Annotated in this window: 12 protein-coding genes and 4 pseudogenes; 6 read left to right on the top strand and 10 right to left on the bottom strand. The window is 34.3% G+C overall.

Annotated features, from left to right (window positions below):
- Positions 1–40 precede the first annotated feature (40 nt).
- Positions 41–529, top strand: coding sequence for a nucleoside deaminase (locus GK51_RS01955; RefSeq protein ID WP_048331409.1), 489 nt, complete (start codon positions 41–43; stop codon positions 527–529).
- Here GK51_RS01955 and GK51_RS01950 read toward each other — a convergent pair.
- From GK51_RS01950 to GK51_RS01910, 9 genes and pseudogenes are all read right to left on the bottom strand, one after another.
- The gene (locus tag GK51_RS01950; protein ID WP_048331408.1) at positions 488–724 is read right to left on the bottom strand and encodes a hypothetical protein; all 237 of its coding nucleotides are present in this window, start codon (positions 722–724) and stop codon (positions 488–490) included. The genes GK51_RS01955 and GK51_RS01950 overlap by 42 nt on opposite strands.
- Before the next feature lie 2 nt (positions 725–726).
- Positions 727–2,529, bottom strand: coding sequence for a chloride channel protein (locus GK51_RS01945; protein ID WP_048331406.1), 1,803 nt, complete (start codon positions 2,527–2,529; stop codon positions 727–729).
- Entirely contained in the window at positions 2,530–3,342 is an 813-nt protein-coding gene (locus GK51_RS01940) for a tetratricopeptide repeat protein (RefSeq protein WP_048331404.1), read from the bottom strand.
- Positions 3,314–3,772, bottom strand: coding sequence for a hypothetical protein (locus tag GK51_RS01935; protein ID WP_048331402.1), 459 nt, complete (start codon positions 3,770–3,772; stop codon positions 3,314–3,316). Before GK51_RS01935 ends, GK51_RS01940 begins: the two co-directional genes overlap by 29 nt.
- Positions 3,773–3,919: 147 nt before the next feature.
- Positions 3,920–5,673, bottom strand: a pseudogene (gene aspS, locus GK51_RS01930) (aspartate--tRNA ligase).
- 156 nt (positions 5,674–5,829) lie between these two features.
- Positions 5,830–9,298, bottom strand: a pseudogene (locus GK51_RS01925) (efflux RND transporter permease subunit).
- 10 nt (positions 9,299–9,308) lie between these two features.
- Positions 9,309–10,499 (bottom strand): efflux RND transporter periplasmic adaptor subunit, encoded by a 1,191-nt coding sequence (locus tag GK51_RS01920; protein WP_048331400.1) that lies wholly within the window; start codon positions 10,497–10,499, stop codon positions 9,309–9,311.
- A gap of 22 nt (positions 10,500–10,521) precedes the next feature.
- Positions 10,522–11,862, bottom strand: a complete 1,341-nt coding sequence (locus tag GK51_RS01915; RefSeq protein ID WP_048331399.1) for a TolC family protein — start codon at positions 11,860–11,862, stop codon at positions 10,522–10,524.
- A complete protein-coding gene (locus GK51_RS01910; protein ID WP_048331397.1) occupies positions 11,859–12,473 on the bottom strand; it encodes a TetR/AcrR family transcriptional regulator in 615 nt (204 codons plus the stop codon). The genes GK51_RS01915 and GK51_RS01910 overlap by 4 nt, the downstream gene beginning before the upstream one ends.
- Positions 12,474–12,594: 121 nt before the next feature.
- On the opposite strand from GK51_RS01910, the pseudogene GK51_RS01905 reads away from it, so the two are divergent.
- Positions 12,595–13,571: pseudogene (locus GK51_RS01905) on the top strand (polyprenyl synthetase family protein).
- Positions 13,571–13,918 (top strand): hypothetical protein, encoded by a 348-nt coding sequence (locus tag GK51_RS01900; RefSeq protein ID WP_048331395.1) that lies wholly within the window; start codon positions 13,571–13,573, stop codon positions 13,916–13,918. Before GK51_RS01905 ends, GK51_RS01900 begins: the two are co-directional and overlap by 1 nt.
- Positions 13,919–13,930: 12 nt before the next feature.
- Here the strand turns inward: GK51_RS01900 and GK51_RS01895 are convergent, their stop codons facing one another.
- The gene (locus GK51_RS01895; RefSeq protein ID WP_048331393.1) at positions 13,931–14,473 is read right to left on the bottom strand and encodes a hypothetical protein; all 543 of its coding nucleotides are present in this window, start codon (positions 14,471–14,473) and stop codon (positions 13,931–13,933) included.
- 113 nt (positions 14,474–14,586) lie between these two features.
- On the opposite strand from GK51_RS01895, the pseudogene GK51_RS01890 reads away from it, so the two are divergent.
- From GK51_RS01890 to odhB, 3 genes and pseudogenes are all read left to right on the top strand, one after another.
- Positions 14,587–17,348, top strand: a pseudogene (locus GK51_RS01890) (2-oxoglutarate dehydrogenase E1 component).
- 30 nt (positions 17,349–17,378) lie between these two features.
- Positions 17,379–17,501: a biotin/lipoyl-containing protein gene (locus tag GK51_RS02625; protein ID WP_394332072.1), complete on the top strand. Its 123-nt coding sequence runs from the start codon at positions 17,379–17,381 to the stop codon at positions 17,499–17,501.
- The gene (gene odhB / locus GK51_RS01885) at positions 17,494–18,657 is read left to right on the top strand and encodes a 2-oxoglutarate dehydrogenase complex dihydrolipoyllysine-residue succinyltransferase (protein ID WP_394332071.1); all 1,164 of its coding nucleotides are present in this window, start codon (positions 17,494–17,496) and stop codon (positions 18,655–18,657) included. Before GK51_RS02625 ends, odhB begins: the two co-directional genes overlap by 8 nt.
- Positions 18,658–19,030 lie beyond the last annotated feature (373 nt).

The following is a 19,030-nucleotide window of genomic DNA, read 5'->3' as shown; positions in this document are numbered from 1 at the left end:
GGCAACTATTAATTTAGTTGCCTTTTTTATTTTTGCTATTATGATAAACATTTTTGACGATTCGTATTTTATGAAAAAAGCCTTAATAGAAGCTGAAATAGCTTTTGATAAAGGCGAAATTCCCGTTGGTGCTGTTGTAGTAATAGATAATAAAGTTATAGCAAGAGGTCATAATCTAACAGAGATGTTAAATGATGTTACGGCTCATGCAGAAATGCAAGCCATAACGGCTGCGGCCAATTTTTTAGGCGGAAAATATTTACATGATTGTACTATGTATGTTACTCTAGAACCTTGCCAAATGTGTGGTGGAGCCTTGTATTGGAGTCAGATAAGTAACATAGTCTATGGTGCGCGTGATGAAGAACGTGGTTGTATAAACTTGCAAACCAAACTACATCCTAAAACCATGGTAAAAGGAGGTGTGTTAGCCGAAGAAGCAGCAACCCTTTTAAAACGTTTTTTTTATAGAAAGAAGAAACTTAAACTAAAGTTTGTTGCGTTTTTGACTTTCACGCATTTTGTCTAAATTTTCTTTATTGAGTAAATAATCACTCATTTTTTTGTCTTTCCAGCGATACCAAGAAAATAACGGAAAAACAATAAAAAATAACCCGAGAACACCACTTCCTACAAGTTTTGGCGCATAATCCAAATCAAGTGTTAATCCGCATATAATAGCAGTTAAAGATGTAATCAGAAATAGTAAAATAAGATATTTCATAATTAATGTGTGATATTTATTAGTTTGCGTCGGTAAGCAGTTAATAGTTTCGATTTAGAAACAAATCCATAATACTTTCCATTTTTAATTACTGGCAGATTCCAAGCGTTCGTGTCTTGAAATTTTTTCATAACTGTTCTCATGCTATCTTTCTCATAATTTATATGTCCAGGTGGTAAATGCATGAATGTTTCTACAGAGGTTGAGTTGTATAAGGATTGATCAAACATAATATTCCGAATATCATCTAATAAAATGATACCAACAAGAATTTGCTCTTCATTAATAACAGGAAATAAATTTCTATTTGATTTTGATACGCCTTCATGAAGCATAGTGCCTAAAGACATATCTGGATGCAAGGCTATAAAATTTTGCTCAATAACACTATCTATATCCATAGATGTCAGCACATTCTGATCTTTATCTTGCGTTAATAAGTCGCCTCTTTCAGCTAATTCTTTCGTATATATGGTATGTTCCATATAATTTTTAGTTATCATATAAGAAATTGCAACCGTGATCATTAAGGGTAAGAATAATATGTAACCTCCCGTAATTTCAGCAATTAGAAATATAGCCGTTAAAGGTGCATGAATAACACCTGCAATAAGTCCAGCCATACCAACCAGTGTAAAGTTAGATTCAGAAACTTGATGGCCTAGACCAATATTATTAATTATTTTAGCCACCACATTACCTAAAGCACTTCCCATTACCATAGTTGGTACAATAACACCACCAACACCACCAGCAGCAAAGGTGGTTGTCATGGCAATAGCTTTGAAAATGGTGAAGCCAATTAGCAAAACAATAACGACCCAAATATTATCCAGATAATTATCAAATAAAGTAGATCCTAAAGCATGTAAGTAATTACCATCAAATAAATCTTTTGTAAAACTTAATCCCTCACCATAAAGTGGTGGAATAAAATATAGCATGGCACCAATAGCAAAACCACCAACAAGGAGTTTAGAGAATTTTGTTTTAAACCGATCAAAGAAGGCATATACTGCAAAGTAGATTTTAGTGAAATAAATGGAGGCAATTCCTGTTCCCAATCCTAGAATAATATAAAAAGCTGTATCTCTAATTGTAAATTTATCTGTAACAGCAAAATCAAATAATAATTCATCACCCAAGAAAAAGTAGGACGTTAATACAGAAGAAATAGAAGCGATTAACAAGGGTAATAACGAGGCAAATGTGAGATCTAAACTGAACACTTCTACAGCAAACACGATAGCAGCAATAGGCGATTTAAACATGGACGCAATAGCCGCAGAGGTGGCACATGCAATCAATAGTGTTCTTGTTTTTTTATCAATATGCAACAATCGGCTCATGTTAGAACTAATTGCCGAACCAGACGTAATGGCTGGCCCTAATAATCCAACAGATCCACCAAAACCAACAGTTAATGGAGCCAAAACTATGGGATGATAAATTAACTTGTATGATAACAATCCTTTTTGACGCAGCAAAGAATATAATAGAGATGGAACAGCACGCTTAATAAATGGTGGAACGGTTGGTGTCATGCCTTTTTTAAATACATATTTCCTCAATAAATAAACAAAGAGCAAACCTATAAAAGGTAAAATAAAGTATAATTGATTTTCAGAAAAAACGATTCCTTTTTCTAGAAATAGTTGAATGGAATAGGTGATGTTTTTAAGCGTTAAAGCAGCAATACCTGTAGATAAACCGACAAAAACGCTCAATAATAAAACAAAGTTTTTTTGGGAGATATGTTTGTACCTCCAAAGCATGATGTGCTTTATTATCGTTTTTAAATTCATTTATAGTGTTAAGTCGGATTTTATAATTAACAAATCTTCTAAATAAATTTGACGTAAGGTTTCTACATATGGTCTATTATTAAAATAACCTTGTTTGAAATCTTCAATTGCTGCATTTATTAATTCTTCGGCTAATTCTATTTGCCCTTGCTCTTTGGCTATAATAGCCATGTAATATTTGGCATCAGCACTTATATTTCTTCCGTGCTCTAATCGTTTTTCAAAATTATAAAATGCTTTTTCGTAATTGCCAGATTCGTAATAGGCAATACCTCTGTATAAAAAAGCAGTAAGTTCCACCCAATCTTCACCCGATTCGTCTATTTCTTGATTAATATAGGTATCAAAATATGAAATAGAATTATCATAATCATTCAAACCTAAATAGGCAACACCTCGCCAATAATCAACGCTATGACCTTGTGGCTGATCAGTAAAATTAGGGGTTAAGGTATCAGATGCATCAAAATCGGTGATGGCTTTTTTATAATCTCTGTAAAACCATAAATATAAATAGCCACGCCAAGGAACACGCGTAACCGAATCTAGAAGAACGGCTTTATCATATTGTTCTTTCCACATATGTGGCATACCGCGTTTTAAATAACCAACAGATAATTCATAAACTGCTTGTTCATAAGTAGAATCTATTTCAATAGCACGTGCAATACCGTTGATGCTTCCAGCTGAACCTTGTCCAAAATTGGAAACGCCAAACTTGTACGATGCTTCAGCCTTTTCTCGCTTGTTTTGGCATGAGAAAACACAAAGGATCAAACAGATGCTAAGGGATAATTTCAGTAATCTCGCCATTTTCTATTCTATAAGATATATACATGTAGGAATCTCTAAAGTCGTCATGTACATAATTTGGATTCCACGTTTTAAGTTCTGTTGTTAGTTGAAATAACTGATCAACTAAATCTTTATCAAAAGCTTTTGGTTTTAAATCCAAGTCGTTTTCATGAATCACATAACGTCCAGCTTCACCTTTACAATTAATAACAAATCGGATGTTTAAATAACCCGAATCTGTATAGTTTTTGCTTTTGTAATTTGAAAGAATAAATTTTCGTAACCCATTTTTACCTTTGCTGTATGTTGCACGTTCCGGATTATAATACTGAAGAATATAATTTTCATTACAAACTTCAAAACCTTCGCTTAACAAAGCAGTTTCGGGATCTATATATTCAACGTCTTGCGTGTATTTTTCTTGAGGCACAAACTTGTAGTTAAACATATAATAGGCGTAACCGTATAAGGCAAAAAGGACAATTGCGAAGCCCAAAACGATGTATAGAAAAATTTTAAAAATCCGTTTCCAATTCATAAGTTAAAACTACTAAAAAAAATGTCCCGATAAACTATCGGGACACATTATAAGTTTTTATGCTTTTAAGTTGAGTTTTAAACTTAACTCTTCCAATTGCTTATTATCTAGTGGAGCAGGTGCGTCAATCATAACGTCACGTCCTGAATTGTTTTTTGGGAAGGCAATAAAATCACGAATGGTTTCTTGTCCACCTAAAATGGCTACCAATCTATCCAAACCAAAAGCTAAACCACCATGTGGAGGCGCTCCATATTGAAAAGCATCCATTAAAAATCCGAATTGTGCTTTAGCTTCTTCTTTAGAAAAGCCTAAATAATCGAACATTAAAGCCTGTGTTTTTTTATCGTGAATACGAATAGAACCACCACCAATTTCGTTACCATTCAACACCAAATCGTAAGCATTGGCCTTCACATCCGCAGGATTGGTTTCTAACAATTCCAATTGTCCTGGCTTTGGCGATGTAAATGGATGGTGCATGGCATGGAAGCGTTCGGTTTCTTCATCCCATTCCAATAATGGAAAATCCATAACCCAAAGTGGTGCAAATTCGTTTGGTTTACGCAAACCTAACTGCTCTGCTAATTCCATACGTAAGGCACTTAATTGTGCACGAACTTTATTTTTAGGGCCAGAAAGCACACAAACTAAGTCGCCAGCTTTGGCACCTGTTTTTTCTGCCCATTTGGCTAAGTCGTCTTGATCGAAAAATTTGTCGACCGATGATTTGTAAGAACCATCATCATTACAACGGCTATAAATCATGCCTAAAGCGCCAACTTGCGGACGTTTTACCCAATCAATTAGCTTGTCAATTTCTTTTCTTGTATATGAATTTCCTCCAGGAACGGCAATGCCAACGACTAATTCGGCATCATTAAATACGCCAAAATCTTTGTGTTGTGCTACATCGTTAAGCTCGCCAAATTCCATTCCGAAACGAATATCGGGTTTATCATTTCCGTATAAACGCATGGCATCATCATAGAGCATGCGTGGGAATTCTGAAATTTCAACACCATTCACTTCTTTTAAAAGATGTCTGGTTAAACCTTCAAAAGCATTTAAAATATCTTCTTGTTCCACAAATGCCATTTCGCAGTCAATTTGTGTGAATTCTGGTTGTCTGTCTGCACGTAAATCTTCATCACGGAAGCATTTTACAATTTGAAAATACTTATCCATACCACCAACCATAAGCAATTGCTTGAAAGTTTGTGGACTTTGAGGAAGCGCATAAAACTGACCTTCATTCATACGAGAAGGCACCACAAAATCGCGAGCACCTTCAGGAGTCGATTTAATTAAGTAAGGTGTTTCAACTTCAATAAAACCTTCTTTTGATAAGTAGTTTCTAACTTCTTGTGTGACTTTATGACGAAAAATCAAGCTATTTTTTACCGGATTCTTCGAATATCTAAGTAGCGATATTTCATACGAATATCTTCGCCACCATCGGTTTTATCTTCAATAGTAAAAGGCGGTAAAAGTGATTCGTTTAATATATTCATTTTGGACACCAAAATTTCAATATCTCCTGTTGGAATATTGGCATTTTTAGAAGCACGTTCAATAACGGTTCCAGTTACCTGAATCACAAATTCACGACCTAATTTTTGTGCCTTTTCCATCATGGCTTTAGGCGTACGTTCTTCATCAAAAACCAATTGAGTAATGCCGTAACGGTCGCGTAAATCTACCCAAACAATAAAACCTTTGTCGCGTGATTTTTGTACCCAACCAGAAAGGGTTACTTCGGTATTGATGTGTGATGCTCGTAATTCACCACAATTGTGACTTCTGTACATGATATGTTATTTTTATAAGGCATAGCTATATGCGGTTGCAAATTTAAGGAAGTTAACGGATTATCAAATAAAAAAAGCCTCAACATTTGTTGAGGCTTCCCGCTATTAGCCAATCTTTTATTTAAGGGATATAAGAATTGGCACTAAATGCTATTGTTATGTTGTCGATTTTTCACGAATCCACATTTTTAATTGCATGGATAAATAGAATAATATAGGAACAACAATTAGTGTTAAGAAGGTTGCTATTAGTAAACCATAAATAACCGTCCAGGCTAAAGGTCCCCAAAATACCACGTTATCGCCACCCATATAAATATTTGGATCTAATTCTCCAAATAAGGTAAAGAAGTTTATGTTTAACCCAATGGCTAAAGGCACTAAACCCAGAATAGTGGTTATGGCTGTTAGTAATACAGGACGTAAACGCGCTTTTCCTGCTCGAACGATACTTTCAAATAAATCCTCTTTACTCAAGTATTCATTATCCTCTAAATTCAGGTCATGTTTTTTTCTATCTATTAATAATTGGGCATAATCTAGTAACACTACACCATTATTAACTACAATTCCTGCCAGTGAAATAATACCAACCATGGTCATCATAATTACAAAAGCACTTCCAGTAATAACCATACCACCAAACACACCAATAAGACTCAAAAATATGGCGAGCATGATAATAGTTGGTTTAGAAATGGAGTTAAATTGAAATATTAAAATAAAGAAGATGAGCCCTAATCCTGTAAAAAAAGCACCCATTAAAAAGACCATTTGTTTATTCTGTTCTTCAATTTGACCTGTATAATCAATATGAATATTACTAGGTAAATTTTTGTAACTCTTCATTTCATTTTGAATCTGTGTTACAATAGCTTGAGCATCTGTAAATCCAGGAGATAAAGCTGAATATACCGTTACCACACGTTTCGTAGCCTTGTGTTTAATGGCACTAAAACTAGAATTGTTTTCATGTTTGGTAACCGCAGAAACTGGTATACTTTTCAGTTGACCTGTATTGTCTCGGAACGTGATGTTTTGATTAAACAACGCACTTGTGTTGTATCGATTTTCTTCATTAAAACGAACGTAAATATCAAAATCGTCGCCATCTTCTTTATAGATTCCAGCTTTAGTTCCGAAAATAGAATTTCGTAATTGCTGACCAACTTGCGCTGCACTTACGCCTAATTCTCCTGCTTTTTCTCTATCAATAATAACACGCATGGAAGGCTTGTCCTTATTCACATCAATTTTCAATTCGTCAATACCTTGAATATTTTTGGTATTGATAAATTCACGCATATTTTCAGCTGTATTAATCAGCTCGTCATAATCATCACCTTCAATTTCAATATTAATTGGTGATCCTGCAGGTGGTCCATTGGCATCTTTTTCAACGGAAATCAAAACACCTGGATAAATGCCAACTAAAGCTTCTTGAACTTTTTGACGAAGCAACTCACTATCTTCACCACGACGGTATTTATATTCGCGCATAGAAGCCGTAATCTTGGCTTTGTGTGGCATTTCTGCCGATGAGCCACTGTCAGTTTGCGGATTTCCAGCGCCTTCACCAACTTGCGAAACGGCACTTTCTACCATATAATTATAGTCGCCATCACGATATTGTTCGTCATTTACTACTTTATAAACACGTTTCTCAATTTCACGCGTAATAGCATCGGTTTTTTCAATAGCGGTTCCCTGTGGATATTCTATATAGACAATAATCTGATTGGGTTTGTTATCTGGGAAAAATTCTACTTTGGTACGTTCGGTTGATAATGAAATCCCGAAAGTTACAAATGATAATATTAAAAGCACAAATGTACCAATTGCCAATCCGTAAGAACGCCAACCAGATAAAGCCCAACGTAGTTTGTTTTCATACCAGCGTTCTAATCTTACCAACGTTTTTGTTTGGAAATTATTTGCCCATTTACGCAAAAATATGCGGTAAGCCCATTGCATAATGGCTGTAAAAATCATTAAGGTTCCTAATGCACGATAGTCTCCACCAAAAATGACTATTAACAATCCAATACCAGCCATAATTGCGGTATTACGGATAATTTTTTTCAAAGGCATATCCTTATCTTCGGTACTCATAAATTGCGATACTAAAACCGAATTAAAGAAAATTGCAACAAATAAAGAAGAACCCAATACCACCGAAAGTGTTATAGGTAGAATCATCATAAATTGTCCCATAATTCCTGGCCATAAACCTAGTGGAATAAATGCCGCAACGGTTGTAGCTGTTGATATAATAATAGGAAATGCAATTTCGCCAATACCTTTTTTAGCGGCTTCAATGCGGCTCATACCTTCTTCGTCCATCAAACGATACACGTTTTCAACGACCACAATTCCGTTATCTACGAGCATTCCTAGACCCATAATAAGGCCGAAAAGCACCATGGTATTTAAACTCTGTCCTAAAAGATTTAATATCATAAGCGACATAAACATGGACATTGGTATGGCAAAACCGACAAAAATGGCATTTTTGAAACCTAAAAAGAACATTAAAACCATAACGACCAGAATCACACCAAAAATAATGTTGTTCACCAAATCATCTACTTGACCAATAGTTACAGGCGATTGATCGTTGGCAATAGTCACTTGTAAATCCTGTGGAAATTTATTATCGATAGCATTTTGAACAATCACTTTAATTTGTTCTGCAGCAGCAACCATGTTTTTACCAGCACGTTTTTTAACATCCAGCATCACAACAGGCTCACCAAATTCTCTAGCGAAGGTTGTTTTATCTTCTTCGTGAAAGGTAACTGTTGCCACATCTTTTAAATAAATAGCTTTGCCTTTTTCAGCTTTTACAACGAAATTTTCCAGTTCGTCAGGCGATTCAATTTCACCTAAAATACGAATTGTTCTACGTTGACCACTCGCTTTTAAATTTCCAGCAGACATGGTCATGTTTCCATTATTAATAGCGCCAATAATGTCATTAAATGTCACATCAGCAGCCATCATTTTAAAAATATCAACGGCAACTTCTACTTCTTTATCTTGAGCGCCACGAATATCCACTTTTTTTAATTTCGAGTAAATCTTCTATTTCATCCTGAAGATATTCGCCATATTCTTTCAGTTTTTCAACCGGATAATCACCAGAGATATTAATGTTTAGAATGGGCATTTCTTCAGACATGCTCAATTCAAAAACATCTGGTTTTACTTTCGCACCATTGGACATTGGCCAATCTTCGCCAGCTGTTTTAGTGTCTATTTCATCTTTTACCTTTTGCTTGGCTTGCTCTACAGTTAGGTTCTCATCAAATTCCACAATAATCATAGAAAAATCTTCCTGTGATGTGGAGGTAATTTCCACGACATTACTAACCGTTTTCAGTTCATCTTCAAGTGGATCTGTGATGAGTTTCTCAATATCTTCAGCTGTATTTCCTGGATAAATAGAACTAACATAAATTTTAGTTTCGTTTACTTCTGGAAAATTTTCACGAGGCATGTCAAAAAATGCGGCTACACCTAAATAAAATATAACCAGAATCAGAACATACATGGTGGTCTTGTTATTGATTGCCCATGATGATAAACCAAATTCCTTATCGACTTGTTTTTTCTTTTTAGTCATTAGTTTCTTTTTATTCGTTGGTTTTTTCGGATGGCATGTCCACTACTTTCACAGTTTGTCCATCTTTCACGCTTCTGGCGCCTTCTCTAACAATTTCGGCACCATCTTCAATACCTTCTAAAACTTCAATTACATCACCTTGTGTTCTTCCAGTTTTAATTATAATTCGTTTGGCATCGCCTTCACCTTGACTATTTTTATTAGAAATAACGTATATATATTGTTCGCCATCCGCATTTTCTGAAATAATACTTTGTGGAATTAGTAAGGCGTTTTCGTTTGTATAATCGTTAATTTTAAGTCGCGCAGTTAAATTAGGCTTGATATTTTTTTCGGTATTAGGTACGCTAACTTCTACTTTAAACGTTCGGTTGGCTGGATTTATAAAATCGCCAGCTTGACGAATTTTGGTATCAATAGTTTTACCTAAAATTGGAAATTCAACTGTTACATTTTTCCCTTTGGTAACATTGCCAATGTAGCTTTCTGGTATATCCGTTTCAATATACATATCCTCTAGATTTACAATTCGCATGAGTTGGCTTTGTCCAGCCATAACAACACTTCCTTGTTCAGTAATGACATCGTCTATGGTTCCAGAAAATGGTGCTCTAACATTTGTTTTGGCAATTTGTTGGTTCAATTGATTTACGGCTTCTGCTTGCGATTCATAAGACGATTTGGCTTGTAAGTATTGAATTTCACTTCCAATATTCTGATCCCATAAACGTTTTTGGCGTTCAAACGTCGTTTTAGCTAAATTGGATTGAATTTCTAATTGTGCTAACTGCTGACTTAATCCGCCATCATCAATTTTAGCCAGTAATTGTCCTTTTTTTACGGCCTCACCTTCCTTAACATAAACCTTGGTTAAAATACCATTGAATTCTGGAGTAATCACCAATAAATTTTTGGTAGTAACGTTACCTTGTATTTCTAATTGGTGATTAAAAACTTCCTGTTTCGCTTTAAACGTGGTGATTAAAGGCACCTTTTTAATGGTGTCCAGTTTGGCAATTTTTTCATTAAGTAAACCCATCTGGTCATTTAATTCTTGCTGCTTGGCATCAATTTCGCTGCGTCTTTCTTTTAATTCAGATAAATTGTTTGATTCTAAAACAGCATCAAGCGATTTCTCTTTTTCATTACCACAAGACGAAATGATTACGGCGAGTATAATAAGTATTTTTATATTTTTCATGATTCTAAAATGATTGATTGACTTAATAGTTTACGGTGTTGAGTATGGTTTCTAATTCTGATTTTCTGGTAATAACATTAAACATGGACTGTAAATATTCCTGTTGTGCTGTGTATAATTGTGTTTGTGCTTGTCTTAAATCGAAACTAGAAGCAATACCTTCAAAGAATTTAGTTTGATTTTTTTGTTCGATGCGTTCTGCTAAATTTAAATTTTGACGTTTATTTTCATATTCTTCAATAGCAAATTGATAATCGCTCTTAGCTGCCGAAATTTGAAATTTTAATTGTTGTTCCGTTTCCGTTAGCTCTTCTTTAGCAATTTCTAGATCTATTTGAGCGCGTTGTGTTTTTGCACTTCGCATGCCTGAACTAAAAATGGGTATGTTCATACTGACGCCAAAGAGTGAAGAACCATACCATTCTTGATTATTATTTACAAAACCGAAAGTTTCACCAAAGCCACTATATCCACCATTTATAAAACCACTTAAAGTTGGTAAAAATGTACTTTTTTCTAATTTTAGCAGCAATTCTTTAGATTGTTCTTGGTTTTTAGCAATTTGATAATCGATACTATTTTCCACATTATCATCCGCTTCCAAAATCTCTAATGAAATATTTTGAAGTGTCAATATTTCTAAATTATCGGTTAATGAAATGGTTTTATTTAAATCAATTCCCAACGTAATATTGAATAATTGGTAGGCAATATTTTTTGAGCGCTCTACATTATTCAAATAGTTTTCTAAACCGGTTAATGTTATTTGAAGTTGCTCAACACTTTCTTCTTCGGCTAAACCGTTTTCATAAATTTTAGTTGTTTCGTTGAGGTTCTTTTGAAGCACATCAATATTTTTGTTAACGATGTCTAAATTTTCTTCAGCTAAAAGTACATTGCCATAAGCATTGATTACAGCGTTTCTAACTTCTAAATCGGTTTTAATTTTTGCGTTTTGGGTAATTTCTAGAAACACTTTAGCGGATTGCAAGCCTACTAAATAAGAACCATCAAATAATAATTGATTTAAAGTTGCAGTAGCATTTAAACTTTGTTTTGGGCTAAATGTAACAGGAACAAATGTGCCTGGAGTGCCACCTGCAATTTCAGCTGGTAATAAAGATACTTGCTGTTTTATCCAATTTGTGTAATCTACTACACCATTAATTTGTGGTAAACCAGTAGCAGTCGTTTCCCATTTTTGCTTTTCAGCAGCTTCAATATCTCTGACGGCATTTTTTGCGTTTCGATTATTTATTAAAGCATAATCAATGGCTTCTTGTAAGGTGAATTGTTGAATGTTTTCTTGCGAAAACAAACTATATGTTGCTAAAAATACTAATAAAATTAACTTGTTTTTCATTCGTTAATTAATTGATTTGTTTTTAATAATTTAATTAATACATTTAAACCTTGAGGTGTGCATATACCTCTTAAGTGATATTCTAAATAATTTTCCATGAGCATGTTCATAGAAAAATTGTTAAGTGGAAATAAATCTTGATCCTTTAATGATATCATGCTATTGAAATATATTCTTGAAATAAAATCAATATTAATATCAGATCGGAATAGGTTGTTTTTAACGCCTTTTTCCAGATTTTCTTTAACACAATCCTGCATCACGTCAAATTGTTTCGTTTTTAAGGTGGCAGCTATTTTAGGATAATATTTTTGAAGCTGATACTGTGGTGATGATTTTTCATCTTTCAAATGCTGCATAACAAAACTCTTAATGTCGTACAGCTCTTCAATAGGGTTTTTGTCTAAAGCACAAATACAATCAATACCATGTCTAATTACTTCAAATAGTTGCATGGTTGTAGCTTCAACTAGCTTGGTTTTATTATCAAAATGCTGATAAATGGTTTTCTTTGAAACACCAATTTCGTTAGCAATATCGTCCATAGTTACGCTCTTAAACCCATAGGTTATGAACATATCTGCTGCGCTTTTTAGTATTTTATCTTTCATAATAGCTGCAAATGTACCAAAGGAAACTTTAAAAACCTAAAAAGTTTCCGAAGTATTAACCTTTTTTTAATATTGAGAAAGGTTGTTGTAATTATTAATTGAATTGCCTTATTTTTGCGGCATGCAAAACACACCTTTTTATCAGCAAGCCTTTGTAGAATACCTAAATGAATTTGTTCAGGTTAAGGAACCGAAGTCATTATACGATCCTATTAACTATATTTTGCAACTAGGAGGCAAGCGTTTACGTCCTGTTTTAACTTTAATGGCCGCTGAAATTTTTGAGTGTGATTACACCAAAGCGTTAAATGCTGCTTTAAGTATTGAGGTTTTTCATAATTTTTCATTAGTGCATGATGATATTATGGACGATGCACCTTTGCGCAGAGGTCAGGAAACTGTTCATGAAAAATGGGATGTGAATACCGGAATTTTATCGGGTGATGCCATGTTAATTATGGCGTATCAATTGTTTGAGAATTATGAACCAACAACTTTTCAAGCATTAGCAAGGTTATTTAGTAAAACCGCTTTACAGGTTTGTGAAGGGCAGCAATACGATGTGGATTTTGAAAGTCGAGACGATGTTTCGATTTCTGAATATTTAAAAATGATTGAATATAAAACAGCCGTTTTAGTTGGTGCTGCTATGGAAATGGGAGCAATTGTTGCCAATGCTTCAGAGGAAGATAAAACCAATATCTATGAATTTGGAAAAAATTTAGGTATTGCATTTCAATTACAAGATGATTATTTAGATGCCTTTGGCAATCCTGAAACTTTTGGAAAACAAGTTGGTGGTGATATCATTGAAAACAAAAAAACCTATTTGTATTTAAAGGCTTTAGAATTTTCAAGTGATGATGATAAACAGCAATTAGTACATTTATATAGTTTAAAACCATCAGACCAAACCCATAAAATTGAAACCATAAAAGATATTTTTGTTACCTCTGGTTCTAAATTAGCAACTAAACAGGTAATTGAAGAGTATACCAATAAAGCATTTGTGGTTTTGGAGAAACTACAAATTTCTGAAGATAAAAAAAACATTACTTAAAAACGTTTGGTGAACAATTAATGAATAGAAATGTGTAATGCAATTACCAACTACTTTTTCGGATTTAATTGATGAAGCCAATCAGTTGAAACTCTATAAAAAACTAATCCTTCAACTGAACAAAGATTTAGCTTTAGCCAATGTAGACTTGGAATTTGATGTGGATGTTTTACCAACCAGTTTAAAATTTATGCTTCATGAAACGGTTTATAAATTAATTCAAGAAAGATTTATGGACTATTTAAATCTACTCTATATAATTGATGTGTCCGAAATTAAAGTCCGCGAATTAGATGGTTCCGATACGATTATCATGGCAGAGCAAGTGGCTTTTTTAGTATTACAACGTGAGTGGCAGAAAGTGTGGTTTAAGAATAAGTATTGATCAATGTTTTGCCTAAAAATAAACTCTAAAAAATGGCATCCAAGACGTGCCATAGATACTCTTATCTCTATCATAAAGTACATCATATCTTATACCAATAGCTGTGGAAACGCGTCCAGTGCTAATTGTGTAACCAGCACCTACAAATAGTGCAGGATACCAATAGTTTTCATCTGGAATTAAGAGTCTGTTTTCCCATTTTCGGCTGACATTTAATTCCTCAAATTCAGCGGAAAGTTGCAATTGGGGAATAGGATTAAAAAGCCCTATAACGCTACCGCCTAAAATAGTAGATTTATAAAAATCTTTTCTACTGGCATACGTACCATTCAGTGAAACACCCATCCCAAATTGTGGATTAAATCGATAAATAGCACTTGGCGCTAAGGTGCCACTAAAATAATCACCAGAAAAACTTAAACCAACAGTTCCTCCAAAACGCACGTGACTCCAAAAATCATTGGTTGTATTTTGCGCGGAAACACTAGTTATAATTAGCAAGAATAAACCTATTAATATACTATTTGATTTTGCAAATATTGAATCCTCTTTCATTTTCAAAATTTTAGTTAATTACATGTTATAAATGTAAGAAAACCATATCTAATTTTACTAAAAGTTGTACTTTTGTGTAAATTTAGTCTGAACGATTCAGTTTTAATTCATTTATGGATAAATATTCTTTTTTAAACGCAGCGCACACAGCATATTTTGCTGATTTATACGACCAATACTTACAAAACCCAGATTCCGTTGAACCAAGTTGGAGAGCCTTTTTTCAAGGTTACGATTTTGGAAGTGAAAACAGTGGTTTGTCAGATAGTAATGTGGAAACATTTGAATCTTGCGAACATGTTTCTGAAAATGTAACAAAAGAGTTCCAAGTCGTACAATTAATAGATGGCTACCGTACCAGAGGTCATTTGTTCACTAAAACGAATCCTGTTCGTGATAGAAGAACATACAGTCCAACGTTAGCAATTGAAAATTTTGGCCTATCTGAATCTGATTTGGATACTACTTTCAGTGCAGGAAATACATTAGGTTTAGGTTCGCAGACATTACGTGATATTATCGCGCATTTAGAAAAAATATATTGTCACTCTATAGGTGTAGAGTATATGTACATCAGAAAACCTGAAGAAATTAAATGGATTCAGGAAAAACTGAATATTAATGATAATCAGCCTAATTTCTCATCAGATGAGAAAAAACATATTCTTAAAAAGCTAAATGAAGCGGTTTCATTTGAAACCTTTTTACACACCAAATATGTAGGTCAAAAACGTTTTTCTTTGGAAGGTGGTGAATCATTAATTCCTGCTTTAGATGCTTTAATTGAAAAAGCGTCAGAATATGATGTTAAGGAATTTGTTATGGGGATGGCTCATCGTGGTCGTTTAAGTACGTTGACAAATATTTTTGGAAAATCGGCAAAAGATATTTTTAGCGAATTTGATGGTAAAGATTACGAACAAGAAGTTTTTGATGGTGACGTGAAATACCATTTAGGCTGGACTAGTGATCGTGTAACTGAAAATGGCAAAAAATAAATTTAAATATAGCGCCAAATCCATCGCATTTAGAGACCGTAGGTGCCGTCGTAGAAGGAATTGTACGCGCTAAACAGGATGATAAATATCCTGATAATCCATCACAAGTATTACCTATAGTTGTTCATGGTGATGCAGCTATTGCAGCTCAAGGCGTCGTTTATGAAATTGTTCAGATGGCGCAATTAGATGGTTATAAAACCAATGGAACCATTCATATAGTGGTCAATAATCAAATAGGATTTACAACCAATTATTTAGATGCACGTTCAAGTACCTATTGTACAGATATTGCAAAAGTAACGCTTTCGCCCGTATTGCATGTAAATGCTGATGATGCTGAAGCCGTCGTTCATGCTATGTTATTCGCGTTACATTTTAGAATGAAGTTTAAACGCGATGTATTTATTGATTTATTAGGTTATAGAAAATACGGACATAACGAAGGTGATGAGCCGCGTTTTACACAACCAAAATTATATAAAGCGATTTCGAAACATCAAAACCCAAGAGATATTTATGCCGAAAAACTCATATCTGAAGGGATTATTGATGATGCATATGTTCAAAAATTAGAAGAAGATTACAAAAATAAGCTAGAAGAAAATTTAGAAGATTCTAGAAAAGAAGATAAAACTGAAATCACACCATTCATGCAAAATGAATGGGAAAATTACGTTTCAGTTGAAGAGGATAAAATGATGAAACCGGTTGATACAACCTGTAGTAAATCGGATTTAGAAAAAGTAACAAAGGTTATTTCAAACCTTCCAAAGAATAAAAAATTCATTCGTAAAATTGAACGTTTAATCGAATCCAGACAAAACATGTTTGATGAAGATAAACTGGATTGGGCAATGGGTGAACATTTAGCATACGGAACCTTATTACTAGACGGAAACGATGTTCGAATTTCCGGTCAAGATGTCGAGCGTGGTACGTTTTCACACAGACATGCAGTTGTAAAAGTAGAAGATAGTGAAGAGGAAATTATTCTTCACAATCAATTAAGTGATGATCAAGGTAAATTCTTCATTTATAACTCATTATTATCTGAATATGGTGTGGTAGGTTTTGATTATGGTTATGCCATGGCGAGTCCAAAAACATTAACGATTTGGGAAGCACAATTTGGTGACTTTAGTAATGGTGCGCAAATTATGTTGGATCAGTATATTTCAGCAGCCGAAGATAAATGGAAGTTACAAAACGGATTGGTCATGTTATTACCACATGGTTATGAAGGGCAAGGAGCTGAACATTCATCGGCACGTATGGAGCGTTATTTACAATTATGTGCCAAGGATAATATGTTTGTTGCTGACTGTACAACGCCTGCCAATATGTTTCATATTTTACGCAGACAAGTAAAAGCCAATTACCGCAAACCGTTAATTATATTTACACCTAAAAGTTTATTACGAAACCCGAAAGTAGTTTCAACCGTTGACGAATTTGCGAACGGTGGATTCCAAGAGTTAATTGATGATTCTGAAATCAAAACAGCTGATGTTAAATCACTAGTGTTTGTAACGGGTAAATTCTATTATGATTTACAAGAAGAACGCGAAAATTTAAATCGTAAAGATGTTGCATTGGTGCGAATTGAACAATTATTCCCTTTGCCTACAGACGCAATTAGAGCTGTAATTAAAAAGTATAAAAATGCCGAAGAAATTGTTTGGGCTCAAGAAGAACCAAGAAACATGGGAGCTTACAGCCATATGCTTATGCATTTAGATGAAGTGAAAACATTTAGAGCGGCATCACGAAGACCGTATGGAGCGCCAGCAGCTGGTAGTTCGGTACGTTCTAAAAAACGTCATAAAGAAGTTATAGACTTCGTATTTGACAAAACAAAAAACAATCAACATTAACAACATATTAAAAACTAAAACAGTATCACGATGATTTTAGAAATGAAAGTTCCTTCGCCAGGAGAATCTATTACAGAAGTAGAAATTGCAACATGGTTAGTTGCTGATGGTGATTACGTAGAAAAAAGACCAAGCTATTGCAGAAGTGGATAGTGACAAAGCAACTTTGGAACTTCCAGCAGAAGCTAGTGGAACCATAACCCTAAAAGCTGAAGAAGGTGACGCTGTTGCCGTTGGAGCTGTGGTTTGCTTAATTGATACAGATGCTGAAAAGCCAGGAGGATCAGAAGAGGGTGCGCCAGAATCCTATAAAGGTGGTGGCGATGAAGGTGGCGCTACAAAAGAAGAAACCAAAGAATTAGTTAAAGATTTGGATTCAGATAAGAAGAAATCTAATCATGATAAAGCTCCAAATCCTGCTAAAAAATCATATGCGTCTGGTCTTGCAAGTCCTGCAGCTAAAAAGATTTTGGCAGAAAAAGATATGGACGCATCACAAATTTCAGGAACTGGAAAAGATGGTCGCGTAACTAAAGAGGATGCTGTAAATGCAGTACCTTCTATGGGTACACCAACAGGAGGAAATCGTTCAAGTACCAATACAAAAATGTCTATGTTAAGGCGTAAGGTTGCAGAACGTTTGGTGGAAGTCAAGAATACAACTGCCATGCTTACTACGTTTAACGAAGTAGATATGTCACCTATATTTACATTGCGTAATGAATACAAAGAAACCTTTAAAAACAAACATGGTGTTAGTTTAGGGTTTATGTCCTTCTTTACTTTAGCAGTGGTTCGTGCATTAAAAATGTATCCAGCCGTAAATTCTATGATTGATGGAAAAGAAATGATGACTTTCGATTTTGTAGATGTTTCCATCGCTGTTTCAGGACCAAAAGGTTTAATGGTTCCGGTTATTCGAAATGCCGAAAACTTAAGTTTTAGAGGTGTTGAAAATGAGGTAAAACGTTTGGCGATGCGTGCTAGAGATGGACAAATTACTGTTGATGAAATGACAGGCGGAACATTTACCATAACAAATGGTGGTGTTTTTGGAAGTATGCTTTCAACACCTATCATCAATCCACCTCAAAGTGGTATTTTAGGAATGCACAATATAGTGGAACGTCCAGTTGCTATTGATGGTCATGTGGAAATCAGACCTATTATGTATGTGGCTTTATCGTACGATCATAGAATTATTGATGGTAAAGAATCAGTAGGTTTTTTGGTTGCTGTTAAAGAAGCTTTAGAAAACCCAACAGAACTATTAATGGATAATGACATTAAGAGGGCTTTAGAACTTTAGGAAGTACGAAACTATTTTGAAATAAAAAAGCGCGACTTCTAATAGAAGTCGCGCTTTTTGTTTCTGATTTCTCGAACTAATTCCTAAAAGAAACAGACCACAATATTCAAAGAAACAACAATAACAACGATTAGAATAATTCCGTAAACGAAAAACTTGTTTGTGTTTGAATCCTGCATTATTTCAAGGTTTTTAGGTAGATTTGACGTTTCCATTTTATTTGTTTTAAAGTAGAATGTCCTTATAAAGAGGCAATTCCACATCAGTATTTAATAGCAGTATAAAGGTATGGCTCATAATTGATATATGAAATACGTAGTTCTACGTATTTTTTGAATTGTAGCTTTGAAAAAAAAAAGGCTTTTAATCTTAA

The sequence above is a fragment of the Bizionia psychrotolerans genome, from assembly GCF_001039595.1.
Note: the sequence above shows the minus strand (reverse complement) of the source record. Positions and strands in the feature narration are given on the sequence as shown.